19 protein-coding genes are annotated in these 20,918 nt (G+C 34.2%); 2 read left to right on the plus strand and 17 right to left on the minus strand.

Annotated features, from left to right (window positions below; all coding sequences use genetic code 11):
- Positions 1 to 208: 208 nt before the first annotated feature.
- From BW929_RS01050 to grxC, 6 genes are all read right to left on the minus strand, one after another.
- Complete coding sequence (locus tag BW929_RS01050) at positions 209 to 1,222, minus strand: aspartate-semialdehyde dehydrogenase (protein WP_076543504.1); 1,014 nt, start codon at positions 1,220 to 1,222, stop codon at positions 209 to 211.
- Positions 1,209 to 2,144: a DMT family transporter gene (locus tag BW929_RS01055; RefSeq protein ID WP_076543505.1), complete on the minus strand. Its 936-nt coding sequence runs from the start codon at positions 2,142 to 2,144 to the stop codon at positions 1,209 to 1,211. Before BW929_RS01055 ends, BW929_RS01050 begins: the two co-directional genes overlap by 14 nt.
- A gap of 9 nt (positions 2,145 to 2,153) precedes the next feature.
- Positions 2,154 to 3,293, minus strand: coding sequence for a THUMP domain-containing class I SAM-dependent RNA methyltransferase (locus BW929_RS01060; protein WP_076543506.1), 1,140 nt, complete (start codon positions 3,291 to 3,293; stop codon positions 2,154 to 2,156).
- Between the two features lie 88 nt (positions 3,294 to 3,381).
- Positions 3,382 to 3,978: a bifunctional nicotinamidase/pyrazinamidase gene (gene pncA, locus BW929_RS01065; protein WP_076543507.1), complete on the minus strand. Its 597-nt coding sequence runs from the start codon at positions 3,976 to 3,978 to the stop codon at positions 3,382 to 3,384.
- 60 nt (positions 3,979 to 4,038) lie between these two features.
- Positions 4,039 to 4,320 carry an acylphosphatase gene (locus tag BW929_RS01070; RefSeq protein WP_076543508.1) on the minus strand — a complete coding sequence of 94 codons (282 nt, stop codon included), beginning with the start codon at positions 4,318 to 4,320 and terminating at the stop codon, positions 4,039 to 4,041.
- Positions 4,321 to 4,458: 138 nt separating this feature from the next.
- Positions 4,459 to 5,646: a glutaredoxin 3 gene (gene grxC, locus BW929_RS01075; protein ID WP_076543509.1), complete on the minus strand. Its 1,188-nt coding sequence runs from the start codon at positions 5,644 to 5,646 to the stop codon at positions 4,459 to 4,461.
- A gap of 113 nt (positions 5,647 to 5,759) precedes the next feature.
- Between grxC and BW929_RS01080 the strand changes: the two genes are divergently transcribed.
- Positions 5,760 to 6,107, plus strand: a complete 348-nt coding sequence (locus BW929_RS01080; protein WP_076543510.1) for a YlbF/YmcA family competence regulator — start codon at positions 5,760 to 5,762, stop codon at positions 6,105 to 6,107.
- 73 nt (positions 6,108 to 6,180) lie between these two features.
- Here the strand turns inward: BW929_RS01080 and BW929_RS01085 are convergent, their stop codons facing one another.
- The 4 genes from BW929_RS01085 to pepV are packed head-to-tail and all read right to left on the minus strand — an operon-like array spanning position 6,181 to position 11,366.
- Entirely contained in the window at positions 6,181 to 7,401 is a 1,221-nt protein-coding gene (locus tag BW929_RS01085) for a BaiN/RdsA family NAD(P)/FAD-dependent oxidoreductase (RefSeq protein ID WP_076543511.1), read from the minus strand.
- 28 nt (positions 7,402 to 7,429) lie between these two features.
- Positions 7,430 to 8,644 carry a MalY/PatB family protein gene (locus BW929_RS01090; protein ID WP_076543512.1) on the minus strand — a complete coding sequence of 405 codons (1,215 nt, stop codon included), beginning with the start codon at positions 8,642 to 8,644 and terminating at the stop codon, positions 7,430 to 7,432.
- Positions 8,645 to 8,659: 15 nt separating this feature from the next.
- A complete protein-coding gene (locus BW929_RS01095; RefSeq protein WP_076543513.1) occupies positions 8,660 to 9,967 on the minus strand; it encodes a M18 family aminopeptidase in 1,308 nt (435 codons plus the stop codon).
- Positions 9,960 to 11,366: a dipeptidase PepV gene (gene pepV, locus BW929_RS01100; RefSeq protein ID WP_076543514.1), complete on the minus strand. Its 1,407-nt coding sequence runs from the start codon at positions 11,364 to 11,366 to the stop codon at positions 9,960 to 9,962. The genes BW929_RS01095 and pepV overlap by 8 nt, the downstream gene beginning before the upstream one ends.
- A gap of 168 nt (positions 11,367 to 11,534) precedes the next feature.
- Here pepV and BW929_RS01105 point away from each other — a divergent pair, with 168 nt between their 5' ends.
- A complete protein-coding gene (locus BW929_RS01105; RefSeq protein WP_076543515.1) occupies positions 11,535 to 12,329 on the plus strand; it encodes an alpha/beta hydrolase in 795 nt (264 codons plus the stop codon).
- A 17-nt stretch (positions 12,330 to 12,346) separates the two neighbouring features.
- On the opposite strand, the gene pepF is transcribed toward BW929_RS01105, so the two are convergent.
- From pepF to BW929_RS01140, 7 genes are all read right to left on the minus strand, one after another.
- Positions 12,347 to 14,143 (minus strand): oligoendopeptidase F, encoded by a 1,797-nt coding sequence (gene pepF / locus BW929_RS01110; RefSeq protein ID WP_076543516.1) that lies wholly within the window; start codon positions 14,141 to 14,143, stop codon positions 12,347 to 12,349.
- Positions 14,136 to 14,666, minus strand: a complete 531-nt coding sequence (locus tag BW929_RS01115; RefSeq protein WP_076543517.1) for a methylated-DNA--[protein]-cysteine S-methyltransferase — start codon at positions 14,664 to 14,666, stop codon at positions 14,136 to 14,138. Before BW929_RS01115 ends, pepF begins: the two co-directional genes overlap by 8 nt.
- A 1-nt stretch (position 14,667) precedes the next feature.
- Positions 14,668 to 16,509, minus strand: a complete 1,842-nt coding sequence (locus tag BW929_RS01120) for an FAD-dependent oxidoreductase (protein WP_076543518.1) — start codon at positions 16,507 to 16,509, stop codon at positions 14,668 to 14,670.
- A gap of 35 nt (positions 16,510 to 16,544) precedes the next feature.
- Entirely contained in the window at positions 16,545 to 17,936 is a 1,392-nt protein-coding gene (asnS, locus tag BW929_RS01125) for an asparagine--tRNA ligase (protein WP_076543519.1), read from the minus strand.
- A 199-nt stretch (positions 17,937 to 18,135) separates the two neighbouring features.
- A complete protein-coding gene (locus BW929_RS01130) occupies positions 18,136 to 18,258 on the minus strand; it encodes a desulfoferrodoxin FeS4 iron-binding domain-containing protein (RefSeq protein ID WP_076543520.1) in 123 nt (40 codons plus the stop codon).
- A gap of 113 nt (positions 18,259 to 18,371) precedes the next feature.
- A complete protein-coding gene (locus tag BW929_RS01135; RefSeq protein WP_076543521.1) occupies positions 18,372 to 19,595 on the minus strand; it encodes an aspartate kinase in 1,224 nt (407 codons plus the stop codon).
- Between the two features lie 32 nt (positions 19,596 to 19,627).
- The gene (locus tag BW929_RS01140) at positions 19,628 to 20,917 is read right to left on the minus strand and encodes a homoserine dehydrogenase (protein WP_076543522.1); all 1,290 of its coding nucleotides are present in this window, start codon (positions 20,915 to 20,917) and stop codon (positions 19,628 to 19,630) included.
- Between the last annotated feature and the right edge of the window lies 1 nt (position 20,918).

The following is a 20,918-nucleotide window of genomic DNA, read 5'->3' on the forward strand; positions in this document are numbered from 1 at the left end:
CCAAACAATCTAAACATTCTTCCTTAACTACATATTTATTTTTTAATAATTCCATTCAAATAAATTTACACAAAAAAAATACTTAATTCTGCCTGTAATTGAAAATATAATAGAAACCCGTCCAAAGCGTTAATACTATTATACATATAAACCAAATAAAAAACAAGCAGAATTAAGCTTTTATAATTTTAAGAAAATCTTTTTAGTTCTAAACTAAGTTATTCTCCACTAAATATTCTGCAATCTGAACAGCATTTAAAGCCGCACCTTTACGCAGGTTATTTGCTGTCAGCCAGAGATTGATTCCATTTTCCACCGAATTGTCTCTTCTGATTCTGCCTACTAAAACATTATCATTATTTTCAGTGTCAATCTGGAGGGGGTATTCTTCTGCTGCAGGATTATCAATTACTTCTACATTTTTAGTCTGACTGAACAATTCCTTGACCGCTTCAATTTTAAAATCATTCTGCAGTTCAATATTTAAAGATTCTCCGTGCCCAAAAATTACAGGTATCCTAACACAGGTTGCTGTTACCGGTAAATCAGGATCGTGTAAAATTTTATGAGTCTCATTTACCATTTTCATTTCTTCTTTTGTATAATCATTATCTAAAAAGACATCAATCTGTGGAATTGCATTAAAGGCAATCTGATGATTAAAATTTTCTTTTTTGATTTCTTCTTTATTTAAATAGGCCTTAGTCTGCTCTATTAACTCATCAACTGCTTTTTTGCCAGCCCCGGAAACTGCCTGATAGGTATTTATGACCAATCTTTTTAGACCAAATTTTTCGGCAAGTGGTTTTAAAAGCATTACCATCTGAATAGTCGAACAGTTTGGATTGGCAATAATCTGCTGATGTTCTCTTAAATCTTCTCCATTAACTTCCGGCACAACTAAAGGAGCATCCGGATCCATTCTAAAAGCATTACTATTATCGATAACAATCCCGCCAGCACTTTTTACCTGAGGTGCCACTTCTTTTGAGACTCCACTACCGGCAGAAAAGAGCGCGATATCTATGCTCTCAAAAGTACCTTCCCTGACAGATTCTACGGTTAATTCTCTATCTTCAAATTGAATTTTTTTACCTTCAGAACGCTCAGAGGCAATTACCTTAAGCTGATCAATTGGAAAATCCCTCTGACTTAGAGTCTTAAGCATTTCTCTACCTACTAAACCTGTTGCTCCTACTACTGCTACATTATACTTTTTCATAAATTTCTTCTCCTTTCTCTACTACGGGGCGTCCAAAGTAATTTGTCCCCCAGACACCAATTATGATTAAAACTGCTCCCACTACCTGGAATTTAAAAAACGGCTCATTTCTAAACACGACCCCGGCAATTATAGAAACCACGGTGGTCAGATTGGCAAAAACAGCTGATTCTGCTGCTGTGATTTTAGAAAGAGTGTAATTCATCATAAAAAAAGCCACTACTGACGAAAAAACACCCAGATAAATCACAGATATTAAAACATCTTTTTCCAGCAAAAGATCAAAATAATTACTCAGTTCAAAATTCTTTCTATAAATCGCAATTATGTTAAAAATTAAAGCTCCAAAACCCATCATTACATATGTAATTTCTACCGGTCTAAACTCCAGAGAAAGCTGTCTGGATATAATATTATAAAATCCCGCTGCAATAACTGCTCCTCCCAACAAAAGTAAACCAAAGTAATTAGAAGCAATCGGAGCTGCTCCCCGATTAAAAATAATAAAAAAAGCTCCCCCAACAGATAAACCTACAAAGATACTCTGAATAAAAGTGGGTTTTTCATTTAAAATTAGTGCCGCAAGTATTGTAACTGCTACGGGTATTAAAGCAATCATCATTCCGGCTTCAGAAGAGGTGGTATATAACATCCCGGTAGTTTCGCAGATAAAATAAATTCCGGGCTGAAAAAAAGCTAAAAGAATTAGCTTTTTTAAGTTTTTACCCTTCAAATTGATATTTATTATACCAGTAATTCTTAAAATACTCAAGGAAATAAAAGCAATTGCAAAACGAAAACCAAGTAAGTGGAATGGAGACATTAGCTCCAGTCCCTCCTTGGTAAATAAAAATGAAAAGCCAAATATTGAACTAAAGACCAGACCGGCAAGATGAGGAAAATATTTTCTTAATTCAGTCATTTAACTCCCTCAATTCTTTGGCGGCCAGGGACCATAATACTGATAGTACTGAGTCTCTACCCCACCATTGTAAAGTTTTCTTCTCTTACTGGCTTCTTTACCAAATAATTCTTCAAATTTAGAATGAGAGGTAATAATATAATAGGACCAGGTCTCTAATTTTCTGAACTTCTCTCCCATTTCCCTGTATAATTCTTCTACCTCTTCTTTTTCTCCCATTCTTTCACCATAGGGAGGGTTGGTTATTATATAACCATATTTACGATTGGTTGAAAAATCCTTAAACTTCTGTTCTTGAAAATGAATTATATCTTCTACCCCTGCCTGTTTGGCATGATAGCGGGCAATGCTGATCGCCTCCGAATCCTGATCATAACCCATAATCAGCCGCGGCTCAACATTAATCTTTTTAGCTTTTTTGGCTTCAACTCTGGCCCGGGGCCATTCGAAATCATTAAAAATCGGCCATTTTTCTGAGTTGAATTTTCTTTTCAAACCAGGAGCCTGATTTTTGGCCATCATAGCGGCTTCAATTAAAATTGTTCCTGAACCACAGAAAGGATCGATTAGAATTCTATCCTTATCCCAGCGGCTTAAATAAACCATCCCGGCTGCAATTGTTTCCTGAATTGGAGCCTTAACTGAAAGTTCTCTGTATCCTCTCTTGTGGAGACCGGTACCGGAAGTATCAATTGTTAAGATTGCTCGATCCTTGTAAAGGGCCAGCTCAATAGGATAAAGTGGGCCATCTTCATCAAACCAATCTCTTTGATATTCTGCTTTCATTCTGTCAACTACAGCTTTCTTTGTAACTGACTGACAGGTAGGAACACTGCTCAGCTTGGAATCAATGGACTTGGCACTAACAGGGAATTCTGCATTTTCGGGCAGCCACTGGGGCCAGTTTAGACTTCTAACTCCCTCATAGAGTTGATCAAAATCACGTGCCTTAAAATCTCCAATTTTCAACAGTACTCTTTCGGCTGTTCGCAGCCATAGATTTGCTCTGGCAATTGCCTGCAGATCTCCCTCAAAGGTAATTCTGCCATTTTTAACTTCCTTAATTTTATAACCTAAATCATTTATTTCTTTTTTGACCAGGGCTTCCATGCCAAAAGTACTGGTCGCCATAAGTTCTATTTTATCCAAATAAATTCTCTCCTTTTTAAAGATATATTTGTTCTTATTTTAATCTTTGCTGCTTTTAAAAATAATTTCGATATTGCTATAATTTTTATTATTTTAAATTTATTCCAGCAGCCTTTAATTCTGCTTTTAATTTCTCAACTTTATCCGGATTTACCGCTCTAGTACCGGCCAGAATAATATTTGTTTTGAAACCATTTTTAATACTATCCTGAGCAGTATATTTAACGCAATAGTCAAATGCTAAACCTACAATATCAACTTCGTCAACTGCAAGTGACTTTAAGAGCCCGGCCAGCCCCAGATCTGAACCATCATTATCCTGAAAAGCCGAATAACTATCTACCTCTCTATCTTTTCCCTTGCGCATTATATAGTCAAATTGAACAGTTTTAATCTCAGAATTAAATCTTGCTCCTTCTGACTGCTGAATACAGTGATCAGGCCATAAAACAGGGCCCAGCCCCTGATCATCACTATAAGGGGTAAATGGCTCCTGATTATGATTCGAAGCAAAACTAAGATGAGAAGCAGGATGCCAGTCTTGAGAGGCAACTATTAGTTTGTATTTGTCGGATTCTAAAAGTTCATTGACTTTAGCATTGATTTCTGAAGCCTGGGGAACAGCCAGAGCCCCATTTTCATAAAAATCGTTCTGAAGATCAATAGCCAGTAAAGCTTTAGCCAATTTAATCACCTCTTTTTCTATTCCAGCTTAAAATTTAACCTTTTTCATTTATTAAAATAATTAAAACCGTATTTCAAATTCATTAAAATCGTCAGCTTTTTCTGTTTTAACTTCAAAGTTATCAACACGAGCAAATGAAGGTCCCTCTTTTAATTTATTAATCATTTTCTCTACTTTATTCTTTTTGCCTTTAATTTTAACTTCTACTCTGCCATCTCTAAGGTTTTTTACCCATCCCTTTATGTCCAAAACAGCTGCCTGTTTACGAGTAAAGGCTCTAAATCCGACTCCCTGAACTCTACCTGAAATAAATATGTGCTTTTGAATTTCTTCTGCAGCCATCTTATCCACCTCCATTTGTTTATATTATACATAGTATTATAATATCTGGCAAATTTCTTTGATAAAAAAAGGGTCATCTCCAGATTACAGAAATGACCCTTAATAGTCAGTTTAATTATTTAATTGATCTTTAATAATTTAATTTAAATAATGATTAATTCTCAGGGCCGCTTTAGCACCTTCCGCAGCTGAAATAATAATCTGCTTATCAATAATATCTGTTACATCACCTGCAGCCCAGATACCTTCAACACCTGTTTCGTTTCTCTCGTTAATAATAATTTCTTTTTGCTTATTTGTTTCTAAAAGGTCACTAACAAAAGCGCTATTGGCAACCAGTCCAATTTCTATAAATAAACCATTGATATCCAGTTCTTCTGTTGAATCATCACTAACATTTTTAATTATCACTGTTTCCAGTTTATTATCACCAATAATTTGATCTACTGTTGTTGAAGTATGAACAGTTATATCCTGATTATTATTTACTCTTTCCTGCAGGTATTCATCTCCCATTAGTTTATCCTGCAGCTCAATCAGATCAACTTTGCAACCAATTTTAGCCAGATCTAAAGCGGCCTCCAAGCCTGAGTTTCCTCCACCTACTACAGCAACCGGTTGGCCTTTATAAAGAAAAGCATCACAGCTGGCACAGTAATGAACCCCTTTACCTGTTAATACATATTCCTGTTTCATACCCAGGTGTCTTTTTTGAGCACCGGTTGCAACTAATACAGCTTTAGTTGAATATTCTTTTCCATTATCTGTTTTAATAACTTCCCCCTGTTTTCCAGCCACAACTTCTACGGCTTCTTCTCCAATTACAGTCTCTACTTCGTATTTAGCAATATGGTCCCAAAAATCATAGATCACCTCTGCACCTGTAGTTTCTGCTTTCCCTAAATAATTATCAATTTCATTAGTAGTAATTACCTGTCCTCCTATATCCTTAGTCAATAAGAGGAGATCGATACCTTTACGCGCTGCATAAAGAGCTGCATTTAAAGCAGCTGGCCCGGCTCCCAGAATTATAAGTTCCCATTCTTTGGTTGAAAGGTCTTTTGATTCTCTACCGATCAATTGATTAAATTCACCTTTGTTTTCTAACTCAATTAGATCATCATAGCCCCCAAGACTCTGATCATTAATTATTATCTGAGGTACAGTTTTTCCTCCAGTTCGCTTCTGCATTACTTCATAATTATCCTTTTCATTAATATCAATTTCAGTGAAACTAAGGCCCTTACTTTTTAAAAAAGCTTTTGCCTTTTTACAGTATGGACACCAATTTTTAGAATAAACTTCAATTTTTAACTCATTTGACATAATTAATTCCCCCTAATGCTATTCTTATTTGACATAAGTTGTAGTGGATGTTAACATAAATATGGTTGTTAGAAAACGAAAAAATTTAAATATTTAATTTGAGGTGAATATTAATGGCAACAGTAATGGAACATGCGGAAGATCTTGCAGAAGCAATTGTTGACTCACAGGAATTTCAGGAATTAAAAGAAAAAGAAGAAATCATGGTAGAAGATGAAGACGCAAAATCAATGCTTGATAACTTAAATGCTAAATATCAGCAGGTACAAATGATGCAGCAGAATGGTAAGCAGGTTAGTGATGAACAAAAGCAGGAATTACAGATGATGGAACAAAAGATGAAGCAAAATGATAAAATCTCTGAATTCTATGAAGCACAGAACCATTTTAATCAGTTAATGAACTCTGTTAATCAGGTAATAACTCAAAAACTTCAGGGTAACGAAGAAGACGCTGAGTAATTTACTATATCAAAGATTCACAATTTAATTTTCAAATTAGAACCGCAGTCACTTGGCTGCGGTTATTTTTTATCTAACTCAAATTATTTCCTGCTTTATAGGCTGTTGAAAAGGCTATTTGTAGATTATAACCCCCGGTCATTGCGGCAAGATCTATTACCTCTCCTGCAAAATATAAATTTTTAATCAACCTGGATTCCATTGTTCCCGGATCAATTTCTTCGGTACTGATTCCACCTCTCGTAACTATTGCCCTTTTGAATCCTTTTTTTGCTTTAATATTTAATTTTAGATTCTTTAACAAGTGTATCAGCTCTTCCCTTTCCGCTGCAGTAATCTGGTTTACTGTTTTTTTATATTCAATAGAAGAACGACCTAAGATTACAGGAATTAGCTTCTGCGGCAGAAGATCGCCCAGACTATTACCAAAAAACTTGTTAGAATATCTGTCAAAATCTCTTAAAAGTCTCTGATCCAATTTTTGATAATCAAGTGCTGGTTTTAAATCAATTTCCAGCTGATAATTTTCGGAATCATCGTCAATATACATTGAAGCAGAAATTATAGTTGGTCCATCTAAATAATTACTTCTAATTTCTACATCTCCAAATTGACTGAAAATTTCTTTTCCATCTTTCAATAATTTAAGATTTACGTATTTTAATTTTAAACCTTCTGCCTCATATATCCAGTCTTCTCTGGTTGTTAAACCACATAGCCCGGGTCTGGGAGTGATAATTTGATGCCCTGCGGTTCTGGCCAGTTGAAATCCACTACCATCAGAACCTGTCTGTGGATAAGAACTGCCTCCGGCCGCCAGAACTACTTTTTCAGCTTTAAGCTGGCCCTGATATTTTAATTTTACTCCCTGAGCTTTTTGATCATTAATAATTATTTCTTCAACCTGATCCTGTATTATCCCAACATTTGCTTTAAATAATTCTTTCTGTAAAACTTTTAGTACATCCTGTGAGCGATTGGATTCCGGGAAAACTCTGTCCCCTCTTTCTATTTTGAGCGGCAGACCCAGTCCTTCAAAAAAATAATAAAGTCTGTAAGCGTCAAATTCGGCCAGAGAGCTGTACATAAACTGAGGATTATCTATAATATTTTTTATATGCTGATTTAAATCCGAATAGTTTGTCAGGTTACAGCGTCCTTTACCCGTAATCAATAATTTTTTGCCAAGATTTTTATTCTTTTCGATTAAAGTAACTTTATTCTTATTACTGGCAGCCTGCAGAGCAGCCATCATCCCTGCTGGACCACCTCCAATTATTATTACATCTGTCAAATAAAAACTTCCTTTCTTTTATTTCATTTTATAAATAAGATTCTACAGCAGCTTTGATTCTCTCTAACCCATCTTTAAGTCTCTGACGGGGACAGGCAAGATTCAGCCGCATATGCATTGAGCCCGCATCTCCAAACCAACGCCCCGGATTAAGACCAACCTCTGCTTTTTTGTTCATAAATTCAATTAATTTTTCATCAGTTTTAAAACCAAGCCCACTGCAGTCCAACCAGACTAAATAAGTTCCTTCGGAGGCAACTGCTTTTATCTCTGGTAAATCATTTTTAAGAAATTCATTTAAAAAATTATAGTTTGCTGCTAAATACTTCATCTGTGCCTCTAACCAATCTTCTCCTTCATTATAGGCTGCCCTTAGTGCAAGCAGACCAAAAGGGCTATTTCCAGTTCCAAAGCCATCTTTTGCTTTTTGATATTGCCTGCGTATTTTTTCTGATTCAATAATTGTATAGGAAGTATGTAAACCTGCAATATTAAAAGTCTTACTGGCAGCCATAAAACTTACTACCTTTTGTCGATAATCATTAAATTCTTCCTGCTTCAAAAGTAATTTAAGTACTGGCGTATGCTGATATTCTGGATAGATGAGGTCAGAATGGATTTCATCACTTAAAAGATAGATGCCCTTATTTTTAAGCAGACGAAGAAGCTCCACCAACTCCTCCTGCTGCCAGACCCGACCAACAGGATTATGGGGGCTGCAGAGAATCATTGCTCTTACTTTCTGACCCTTATCCTCTGCTCTTTCTATATCTCTTTTTAAACTATTTAAATCCATTCGATAGTGATTATCTTCTTTTAATAATTGATTTTTAATAAGATGACAGTTATTATTTTTAACTGCGCCAAAAAAGGGTCGATAAACAGGGGGTTGAATAATTACAGCATCATTCTCTCTAGTAATCGCCTTCAGAGTAAAATTTATTGCTGGAACAACACCTGTATCAAACAATAACCAATCTCTCTCAATTTCAAGGTCAAATCTCCTCTTAAGCCAGTTCTCTACTGCCTCATAAATACTTTGATCAGCAAAACTATAGCCAAAAATTCCGGCTTCCGCCCTCTTTTGGAGAGCTTTTTTAACTGAAGGAGCTGTCTGCCAGTCAGAATCAGCAACCCACATCGGTAAAATATTTTCGTTGCCAAAAATATCGCTTTTTTTATCCCATTTAGCCGACATTGTATTTTCTCTATCTTCTAATTTTGAAAAACTAAAGTTTGTCACAGTGATTCCTCCTAGCTACTTTTGCTGAAAAAATAAATTCATCAACTTAATCATTTCTTTTTGATCAGAACTACCACCCAATTCTCGACTGGAATGCATTGCCAGCAGAGGATTACCCAGATCGATACTTTTAATTCCCAGCTGTGTTGCTGCAATGGGCCCAATTGTTGAGCCGCCGCGTTTGTCAGTACGATTACTGTAAATTTGATAGGAGATATTATTTTTTTGCATTAAATCAATCAGCACCCCGGCTGTACCTGCATTAGTGGTATATTTTAAATTAGCATTATATTTAATAACAGGACCTTGATTTAATAAGGGTCTGTTGTTTTGATCATATTCTTCACTAAAGTTTGGGTGTACTGCATGGGCCATATCAGCAGAAATCAGAAATGATTTTTCTATAATTCTGTAATAATCTTCTCTGTCTGCTCCCAGATTGTAAATTATTCTTTCAATTAAATCTCCAGCAAAAGGAGAGTCAGCTCCCTGAGGAGTATGGCTCCCGATTTCTTCATTATCATAAAAAATAGCCATTTGAGTCCAGTCCTCTACCTTAGACATCAGGAGAGCCTTTAAGGAAGCATGAACCATAGCCAGATTATCCTGGCGGCCAGCTGCGATGTATTCCTGGTTTGGTCCCAAAAAATGAGCTTTTTGAGTCGGATAAAGATATAATTCTGTTTCCAAAATTTCAGCTGCACTAAAGTCACTTACCTGGGCAATTAAATCCTTAATTGTTAAATCAGTTTTAGAATTTGATTTAACATTATTTTTTTCTAAATCCTGAGTGAGTAAGGCGCGCAGACCTTTTTTCTGATCAATTTCCCCTTTTTGATTAACATCTTTGTTAAGATGAATTGGCAGATTGGGTATCACAGCCAAATTTTTATTTAAATCAATTAGTCGTTCTTTTAACTCAAATGAATTTTCAGATTTGAGTACAATTTTACCGGCCAGTGATAAATCCCTATCATACCAGGTGTTTAAAATTGGCCCCCCGTAAATTTCAGTATTTAATACATACTGTCCATCACTGTTAATTACTGGGTCTGGTTTCACTTTTAATCCCGGGCTGTCAGTATGGGAAGAAATAATTCTCAGACCCTGATTCAAAAAATCTTTGCCAGTAACGAAAGCTATTAGAGCAGAATCGTTACGGCTAACAAAATATTTTTCTCCTTTTTTTAAATCCCATTTATGAGCGGCGTTTAGTTCCTTAAAACCCGCCTTTTTTAATTGTTTTTTCAATTCTGCTGCTGCATGAAAAGCAGTTGGGGAATTATCAATAAATTTTATCAGTTCTTCTGCCTGTCTATTCATTTTCGTTCACCCCGGCTATATCAATAATTGCTTTGGCATAAATAGCAGCACTTTTAACCAGATCATCAATTCTAATATTTTCATCTTTTTGATGTGCCAGTTCAGGCTGTCCTGGAAAGAGAGGTCCAAATGCTACCCCCTTTTTAACTTTACGAGCATAGGTTCCACCACCAATAGCTATTGGATCACTGTCATCACCAGTAAATTCTCGATAGGCTGAAAGCAGCTTTTTGATAAATGGATCATCTTTTGCAACATATAATGGTTCGGCATCGCTCAACAATTCCACTTCAATAAGTCGATTAAGATTTTCTTTAATGTCAGCCACTACTTTTTCAGCACTGGATTTAACAGGATAGCGAATATTAACAATAAATTCTATCTTTGACTGATCTCCTTTAATAATACCTGTATTAAAAGTTAAAGCAGTTGGTACATCATCCTGATCCTTACAACCAATTGAAGCACCATCGTATTCAAGACCAATTTTATTCTTATAAAAATCCAAAAAATCTTTTACTCCTGAATTTACAAATGGAAGCTCAGCCAGTACAGAAATTAAATACGAAATAGCATTTTTACCATCTTCCGGCATACTCCCATGGGCTGAAATGCCATGATAGCTTAGTTTTAAATTTTCATTTTCTGACTCTAATTTTAACTGATTTTTATCATATTCAAGATCAGATAGCAATTCCAGCAATTTTTCTTTTTTGATTCCTGAAATCACTGCTTCTGCATAATCAGGAACCATATTAGTCGCATTTCCTCCCCTGATTTTTTGAAGCTGAAGGCCTTTCTGATTTTCAACTTTTAGGCTGGCTGAAAATTTAAGATCTAAAATCCCTTTTTCTGCATGGATGGCGGGGAAGGTTGCATCAGGACTGAAGGCCAGATCAGGCATTTGTTCTTTTTTCAGATAATAATCAAGAGAAGCCATGCCCGACTCTTCATTAGTACCGAGAATTAATCGCACTTTCTTATTCAACTCAACTCCAAGTTCCTGCACAATCTTCATTCCATAAAGAGCAGCAACAGCAGGCCCTTTGTCATCTATAGTTCCCCTACCATATATCTTATTATCATGAATTTCAGCAGCATAAGGAGGATATGTCCAATCACTACCCTCAGGTACCACATCCAGATGGCAGAGCAGGCCAAGCACTTCCTTTCCCTCTCCCATTTCTACATGAGCTGCCTGATTATCTATATTCTTTGTTTTAAAACCTAATTTCTCAGAGATTTCTAACGCTTTAGCCAGTGCTTTATAGACTTCTTTACCATAAGGATAATCAGCTTCAGCAGCTGCCTCAACACTGGGGATCCTAACCAGTTCCTGAGTGCTTAGAATCATGTTATCTCTTAAAAAATTTGCTCGTTCTTTAATTTTATCATTCATATTTTAGTTTAATAGTTTAAACTATTAAACCTTTCACCTCCTGCAGTTTAAATTTATTTTCTAAATATCATTCTATCACTTTTATTTATGAATTTAAAATAATATTCTTTTGAATTTTAATAAATGATATAATAAGATTAAAGAAAGAGAAAAAATGGAGGGTTTAAATTGCAATTAAATGAAATAGATAGCTTAACAAAGGTTAATCCTCTTGGAAGAGAGATTAAATATGGTTTTAATGATAATAGAATAAATACAGCAGTACTGTTAATCCATGGTTTTGGAGGCAAAAGCAGCAACTGGGATTTTGTTGCAAAAAAAATTAATAATCAGCTTAATTTAGCTGTATATATACCCAGATTGCCCGGCCATGCAACTAATACATCTGATTTTTTAAACAGCAGTGCTGAACAGTGGCTGCGTAAAGCTGTAGATAGTTATCTTTTTTTAGCAAATAATTATCAAAAAATTTATATTTCAGGTCTTTCAATGGGAGGACTGCTGGCAGCAATGGTAGCCTCAAACTTTAAAGTTGATAAATTATCACTTGTTGCCCCAGCCTTTTTTACAGTCAACAAAAATATAGTTTTTGCTCCTTATCTTAAATATTTTATTAAAAAAATGGACAATAATTTCAAAATTGATAAAAGAAATTTATCAAAAGCAGAAATTGATTATCATAATAACTACAGTTTTAATTATTATCCTCAGGCTCTGGCTGAATTATATAAATTAATGAAAAAAGGAAGAAAAAATGTTTCTAAAATAAAAACCCCAACCCAACTTATCTTATCCAACAATGATGAACAGGTAGCCAGTGAACGGATTAAAAATTATTTAAATAAAAAAATGGGACAATTTTTAATAGATCAGAAAATCTATCAAAAATCATCCCATGTAATCGTCAATGATGTTGAAAAAGAAAGATGTGCTCAGGATATCATTAATTTCTTTAGTGAATAAATTGAAAATGAACTAATTTATATTAACTTCTGCAGCTGTTTTAGATATTTTTTGAATTTAGCAGCTGCATTTTCTATAGCATCCGACTTTTCCATATCAACTCCAGCTTTTCGTAAAATATTAAGAGGATAATCACTACCTCCAGCTTTTAAAAATTCTAAATAATCTGCTGCAGCTTCTGCTCCTTCTGTCTGGATTTTTTCAGCCAGGGCAGCTGCGGCAGAATAGCCAGTAGCATATTTATAAACATAAAAGTTATAGTAAAAATGAGGGATCCTGGCCCACTCATAGTCCAGCTTTTCATCAATTACAAGAGTCTTACCAAAATATTTCTGATTTAACTTTCTATACATTTCTTTCATTTTCGGAGAAGTTAACCCTTCACCCGTCTCTACAGTCTCATGAATCATTTTTTCAAATTCAGCAAACATTGTCTGCCTGTAAACGGTTCCTCTAAAACCTTCTAAAAAGTAATTTAAAAGATAGAGTTTTTCCTCTCTGCTTTCTGCATTTTCTAGCATATAATCTAAAAGTAAGTTTTCATTTAGAGTTGAGGCTACTTCAGCTACAAAAATCTTGTAATCGGCATATAAATAGGGCTGATTTTTATTGGAATAGTAACTGTGCATAGCATGTCCCATCTCGTGGATTAAAGTGAAGAGATTGCTAATATCCTGAGTATAGTTCATCAGAATATAGGGATGAACCCCATAGCAGCCGCTGGAATAAGCACCGGAACGCTTACCTTTATTTTCATAAACATCAATCCAGCCCGAATTAAAACCCTCTTCAACCTTATTAATATAGTCCTCTCCCAGCGGTTTAACTGCTTTTTTTATTATATCTTTTGTTTGTTCATATTCAAACTTAAGGTCAACTTCCTTGATTAATGGTGTATAGGTATCATAAATATGAAGCTCATCCAGATCTAGCATTTCTTTTTTTAGTTCCATGTACTGATGCAGTGGCTTGAGATTATCCGAAACCGTATCAATTAAATTATTATAAACCTCTGTACTAATATTATCATTATCAAGAGCAGATTCCAGTGCACTGTTATATTTTCTGGCACGGGCATAAAAAATATCTCCCTTAACTGAACTGTCAAGTACAGCTGCAAAGGTATTTTCCAAATCCTGATATTCACCATGCATTCCCTCAAAAGCATCTTTTCTAACTCTTCTATCTTCATTTTTTAATAAGTCAATATATCTACCATGAGTCAGACGCAGTTCTTGATTATTTTCATCTTTAATCAGCGGAAATTCGAGGTCAGCGTTATTTAACATGCTAAATATGTTTTCTGAACTCTGTGTAACTTCTCCCGCTAAAGCCAGAATTTTTTCTTCTTCAGCAGAAAGATAATGTTTTTGCTGTCTTAAGATATTATCAAAAAAATGATCGAAAAATTCCAGCTTACTATTTTCTTTTTTATACTTATTTAATCTATCCTCGCCCAGCTGAATAATAGCTGGAACCATAAAAGAGGTTGAGTCAGACAATCTATTATAACACATCATTGCTTTATTTTTGTAGTTCTGATATTTTTCCAGTTGCGTATTTTGATCATATTTCATGTGAGCATAGGCGTATAACCGAGCTGTTTTTTCTTCAATATCAATAATTTCATTTAAAGAAGAAAGTAATTGATCAGCGCTTTCAGTAAAATCTTCTTTTAAATCTTTAATATTTTTAACTTTCTTTAATACCAGTTCCAGTTCAGTCTCAAAAGTTTCATCATCAGCATAAATATCATTTAAATTCCACTTATATTTATCATTAATTTCTGTTCTTTGTTTTAATTCTTTAGACAAAAGAAATCTTCCTTTCTAATTTTTTACTTCTATTATTTTCATGTTTTAATAACCATTCTTTACGCCAGACTCCACCTGAATAATGACTGAGTTTACCCTCAGCGGCAATCACTCTGTGGCAGGGTATAATAACTGCAATGGGATTACGAGAACTTGCATGACCAACTGCTTTTGCACCACCTGAATTTCCAATTGCTGCTGCCAGTTCTGAATATGAAAATGTTTTACCATAAGGAATCTTCTGAATGAATTTCCAGACTTTTAACTCAAAATAACTTCCGCTAAGTTGAATAGGAATGTCAAAAAAGTTTCTCTGCCCCATAAAATATTGATTTAATTGATCAAAAATCAGATTATAAATCTTTAAAATTTCTGGATCTTCATAAAAATTTTTCTGACAGTTGTTTTTTACTTCCCTTAGATGATCATCATATTCAACTCTTAATAATGCCTGGTTATTAAACTCAATTTTTAAGATACCAATTGGTGAGGGATAATATGTATGGTAGCTGGCTTTAGTCAAATTATTCACCCCTTATGTATTTCAATTCCGATGGAGTTCTAAAACGATCTAAAAAATGTGCTGACAAAATAATCATTTCTCTGCGACTCATATTTCTATTTTCAGCCAAAATACCTTCTAAATCTTCAGGTATTAATTTTAATTCTAGAGCTTTCTTAAAATAATCCTTCTGTTCCATTTCTAAAACCCGCTGACTTTCTGCTGCCAGCAATAATTTTAGTGCATTATAAGTACTCAATTTTTGATCTCTACTTAAAGTTTCAAGACTACCAGGAACCCATTCGTATAGAGTTTCTGCTTCCTTTTTCTGCATGATTTTTAAAATTATAGCTGTAAATTCTTTTTCCGTAGGAATAATATTTAATTTAAAATTATTATTATAGCCACCAATAGTAATCCCCCAGGAAAGTAATTTTTCCAGGCTCAATAACAGTTTCTCTTCTTTTATAATTGGTTTTTCGAGAGGATAATTACTTAAATCAAGATTTAAATTGAACCGAATTTTATTTAAACTTGCTTTATCTTTAGCAATCTCCAGCAGATTTTTATTTTTATTTAATGCCTCGGCAGCAGCTATAGCTGCTGCTTCTGCCGTATTCATTCCAACCGGTAAAACTCGACTGCTGGCAGCTGCCAGAGAACTATAACCACTACTGCGTCCAACTATCAATAAATTGTTATTTTTTCGAGCAATTAAAGACCTTAACGGAATAGAATAGTATTCTGGATTAAAAATCACAAAACCTGGATAATCATGATCCGCAGCCTGATAATCCAGCGGATAAGATGCCAGAGTTATAGCATCAAAAAATATTTTCTGACGAAATAAATCATCCACACCAAGCTGATACTCTGTTAAAAAATGTCTGCTTTCTCTACGATAAAGTTCAGGCGGTAAATCAGCAAGTTCTGAGTTTTTAAAGCCAGCTAAGTTTTGTTGAAGATAAACGAGTATTGATTCTGCTTCTACTGCAGCCTTCTTTTTTGCCTGTTTAAGAGATGATTCTAATAGAGGATTTACCCTGAATAAAAGCAGTGCATTGATATAAGCGTCATAGCTTTCTTGATTCTTTATAAAAACAATATTTAAACCCCGCAGACGTAAGTTTGAAGCCTGCGGCTGATAACTTTTGCCAAATTCAGAAAAACCCCAGGCATGATCATCTCTAAAATAACTTGCCCGATATTTATTATTTTTAAGAGCCTCTTTTAGTCTTGCAGGTTTAACATTGGAAAACTTTAAGATCTGGGTAGAAGCCATCCAGCTATTTTTTAAATTCATATCAGCTGTACCCAGGAAAAATTTTTCTCCTGCCTCTGCAGCAAGATCTCCATCCTGAGAAGCATCAATATAAAAATCAGACTCTATATTATAAACAAGATTTCCTTTTTTTATTCTTAACGATTTAATTGTATCATTATTTAGCTTAACTTGCTGCAGTTGAGCTGAATTAATAATTCGAATATTTTCTTCTGCTGCCAGCATTTCCATAAATGCTTTTTCAGCTTTTTGAGGAGTAAAAGAAATGGATCCGCCAACTTTTTGATGCCACTCTGAAAATAATCCTTTATTTATATTATTTGAGTTTCCATCATAATTTAAATCCAGAAAATTGAGAGCAGCATAGGTCATTAAACCTCCCGGCTTTTCTCTTTTCATCACCAGAGTAACTTTTTTATCCTGCCGCGCAGCAGCAACAGCTGCCATGACTCCTTCTGGTTCAGCTGAATAAATTAGAATTTCACTTTTAATGTTCTCAGCTGCAAAGAGCGAAAAATTTATAACTACAACAAAAAATACTGCAATTATAATAATCAGTAATGTTTTTTTCTTTATTAACATCTCTTTTCTCCTCTTATAAAAATAATTAATTATAGTTAAAATTTAGCGTTACCCGGTGTACGTGGGAATGAAATAACATCTCTAATATTTTGCATTCCTGAAAGATACATTAGCAGTCTTTCAAAACCAAGTCCAAAACCAGAATGCGGTACTGAACCATATTTTCTTATATCTAAAAACCACTCATATTTTTCCAGATCCATTTCCAGTTCTTCCATTCTGCTTTTTAGTTTATCATATCTTTCTTCACGCTGACTTCCGCCGATGATCTCACCAACTCCAGGTACCAGACAGTCTACAGCTGCAACAGTTTTATTGTCATCATTCTGACGCATATAAAATGCTTTAATTTCTTTTGGATAATCTCTAACCATAATTGGTTTTTTAAAATGCTTTTCTGTTAAATATCTTTCGTGCTCAGATTGCAAATCTACACCCCAGCTAACTGGATATTCAAAATCCTGGTCACAATTCTCTAAAATCTCTATTGCCTCTGTATAGGTTATACGACCAAAATCAGCTTCAATAATTTTTTCGATCATTTCCCGGCGACCTTCATCAATCCACTGATTAAAGAAGTCCATCTCTTCCTCTGCTTCCTCTAGAGCAAACCTGAATAAATTTTTAATAAAATCTTCCATTAATGTCATCATTTCATCCAGATTACAAAAAGCCATTTCTGGTTCAATCATCCAAAATTCTGAAGCATGACGGGAGGTGTTAGAGTTCTCAGCTCTAAAAGTTGGCCCAAAAGTATAAACATCACCTAAAGCTGTAGCAAGTAATTCTGCTTCCAGTTGACCACTTACAGTTAGACCTGTCTCCTGAGCAAAGAAGTCCTGAGAATAATCAATTTCCCCTTTTTCAGTACGGGGTAAACTATCAAAATCAAGTGTGCTCACCTTAAATATTTCCCCGGCTCCCTCTGCATCACCAGAAGTAATAATTGGGGTATGTATGTATTTAAAATCCTTATTGTAAAAATAATCATGGATCGCATAAGACATTTTGCTACGGAAGCGATTTACAACCCCGAAGGTGTTGGTTCTGGCTCTTAAGTGGGCAATATCTCTTAAAAATTCAAAGCTGTGTCTTTTTTTCTGAAGAATAAAATCTTCTGGTGCTTCCCCAATAATTTCAATCTCTTCTGCTTTCATCTCTACATCCTGTTCTCTACCCTCAACTTTATCAATATAACCTTTGACTTTAATACTTGCACCAGTATTAATCTCAGCCAGAGGATGTTGCTCAGGATTTAAAATAACAAGCTGCAAATTTTTCAAAGCACTTCCATCATTGATTTCTATAAAGGCAATATTTTTTGAAACTCTTTTAGTTCTTACCCAGCCCATGACAATGACATCTTTATAATCATTAATCTTATCTTCCAGAATATCTTTTATTTTTTTCTTTTCAAAATAATTCATTTTATAAATTTCCTCCCCGAAGTTCTTTTAAAGTTATTCAATTTAATATTTTAAACTATTTTTGGATTAATTTCTATTATTATAACTTCTCGCAAGCAGAGCGAAATCCTTTAAGAAATAATTAAATTTTATAATTTATTTCAAATTAAAGCATTTAAAAGCCCGGAGTATAAACCCCGGGCCCAGATTATTTTTTTAATTATTCTTCTAATTTCATCGGCTCCCCACAGCAAACCAGTTCGCCTCCACCAGCTTCTTTTACCTCAACAACATTACCACAGATTTCACAGCGATAAACTTCACCTTTCTTCTTTACATTCATAATTTGGCCTCCTTAAAGTATAATTAGAATAATAAAGTCAGAGCAGTAATTTAAACTGCGAATTTTCTACTGCCTGTTTTAATTATACGCGAAAAATCAAATTTTTGCAATATTTAATTATTAATCTGGTCCAGCTGAAATTCTTTATGCAAAACATTTAAAGCTTTATCTGCTTCTTCTTTTTTTATCAAACAGGAAATTTTAATTTCAGAAGTTGTAATCATCTCAATATTAATATCATTTTCGCCAAATGAAGTAAACATTCTTGCAGCTATGCCTGGAGTTGACTGCATACCGGCCCCAACAATAGAAATTTTTGCAACATCCTGATCTATTGTGTAATTATCAAATTTTAGCTTTTCTTTTATCTTATTTAGAACTTTAACTGCCAGTTTTTCCTGTTCCTGATTAATAGTAAAGGTAATATCATTTAGTTCATCCCGCTGCAGATTCTGAATAATCATATCAACATTGACACCCGCATCTGCAAGAGCTTTAAACATTTTGCCAGCTATACCGGGCTCATCTGGCACTCTCTCAACAGTAATTTTTATTTCTCCTAAATCACTCGCTGCTCCAACTACATTTTTTTTGCCTTCCATTTTCTCATCTCCTCTAACAATAGTTCCTACTGTCTTATTAAAACTTGAAGCTATATATAACTCTAAATTATAATTATTTGCCAGTTCTACTGCTCTGGGATGAAGAACATTGGCACCAAGATTTGCAAGTTCCAGCATTTCCTCATAAGAAATAGAATCAAGTTTACTTGCATCACTAACAACTCTGGGATCTGCAGTATAAACACCATCAACATCAGAATATATTTCACAGCGATTGGCATTCATGGCTGCAGCAACAGCAACTGTTGTTGTATCAGAACCGCCACGACCCAGAGTTGTAAAATCCTGATTATCATTAATCCCCTGAAAACCGGCTACAATGACAATCTTATTCTCTGCCAGTTCTTTTCTGAGTCGAGTAGTATCAACATCTGTAATCATGGCCTGGTTATGTTTTTCATTAGTTTTTATCTTCATCTGACTTCCTGTTAAAGAAATTGCCGGATATCCCAGCGAATGTATTGCCATTGTTAAAAGAGCAATTGAAACCTGCTCTCCAGTGGTTAAAAGCATATCTACTTCTCTTGGATCTGGATCATCAGTTATATTTCCCATCAACTCTATCAAATGATCTGTAGTATCTCCCATTGCAGAAACTACAACTACCATCTGGTTGCCTTCCTCATAACCCTCAATTACTCTTCTGGCAACATTTTTAATCAAATCGGGATTTGCTACTGAACTACCTCCATATTTTTGTACAATTAGTGACAACTGTTTCACCTTCCTATTGTTAATTATATTTGCTAGTGTGTTTTAACTGCTATTACATTATTAACAGTCAGAACTCCTTCTACATTCTCTACTTCTTTTAATAATTTTTCTAAAACTTTTTCTTTAATTTCTTTGGTTATAATTATTACTGGCAGTAGTGGTGTTTCAGTTAAATCATCATGTAAAATTAAATCCGCCAGATTTTTTTCTGAAAATATTTTTTTGATATTTTCTATTATTTTCTTGTCTTTTTCAAGCTGGAGCCTGACATAAAAAGAATTTTCCTGATGCTGATAAAGATCTATTAATTTATTTTCATTTAGTCCAGGCTCTTCTAATAAGACTTTATCATAACCACCTCTAATTCGGGCTGCTTTAATCAAATCCTGACTTAGAAGATTTAAAGGAGCTAAATCATTATTTTCCGCTTTAAAAATAACTTTAGAATTATAATTTGAAATAATTTCAATTCCATTACTGTTTTCATTTACATCTGCCAGAAAAGAATCCTCTGAAATTAAATTAGGCCTTACTCCCAAATATAATTTACCTTTTTCTTTTTTTATAGTACAAATCAATTTTATTTTATAACCCAGTTCAGCTGCATAAATCAAATCATAACTGGTGATTCCTTTAATTCCCCGGGAACTAACTGCTGAAAAATCAAAAGCCTTATTAAAAATTAGCTCAGTCATTAAAATAGATTTATTAAGGCTGTCCGAACCACTTAAATCCAGCTCAGGATTATCTTCTGTATAACTTGCTTCCTTTGCCTGTTCAACTGTTTCCTTCATACTTACAGTGTTTTTTCCCATCTCTGATAAAATATAATTGGTTGTTGCATTTAAAACAGCATTTATTTCAGTTACTTCATCCAGAGCATAAAAGTTATCAATAAGCGTTTTTACTGGTAGTGGTGAAAAAGAAGCTGAAAAAAATAATTTAGTATTAAATTCTGCTTCCGCTTTTTTTAGGATTAGATAATTTTCAGCCAGTACTTTATGATTACTTGTAATTACAATTTTTTTATTTTTCAAAGCCTGAAGTAAATAATCTGCAGAATTAAATTTTCTCTCCAATTCAATGATAATATCAATTTCAGCAGTATTAATAAGGCTCTGATAATCTTTAATAAGCTCTATTTTATTTAGACTGGCAGCTAAAAAATATTCAATTTTATTTTGATCAGAAACATCATAAATATATTTAATTTCCAGCTTTTGTGAGCTTAACTTTTCTATTTTAGTTTTATTTTTATTAAAAAAATTAAGAAAAAGCTCTAATGATTCTTTTTGATTGGCAATCAGGGCCAGTTTAATCATT

Source organism: Halanaerobium kushneri (genome assembly GCF_900156285.1).
In the GTDB taxonomy this organism is placed as follows: Bacteria; Bacillota; Halanaerobiia; order Halanaerobiales; family Halanaerobiaceae; genus Halanaerobium; species Halanaerobium kushneri.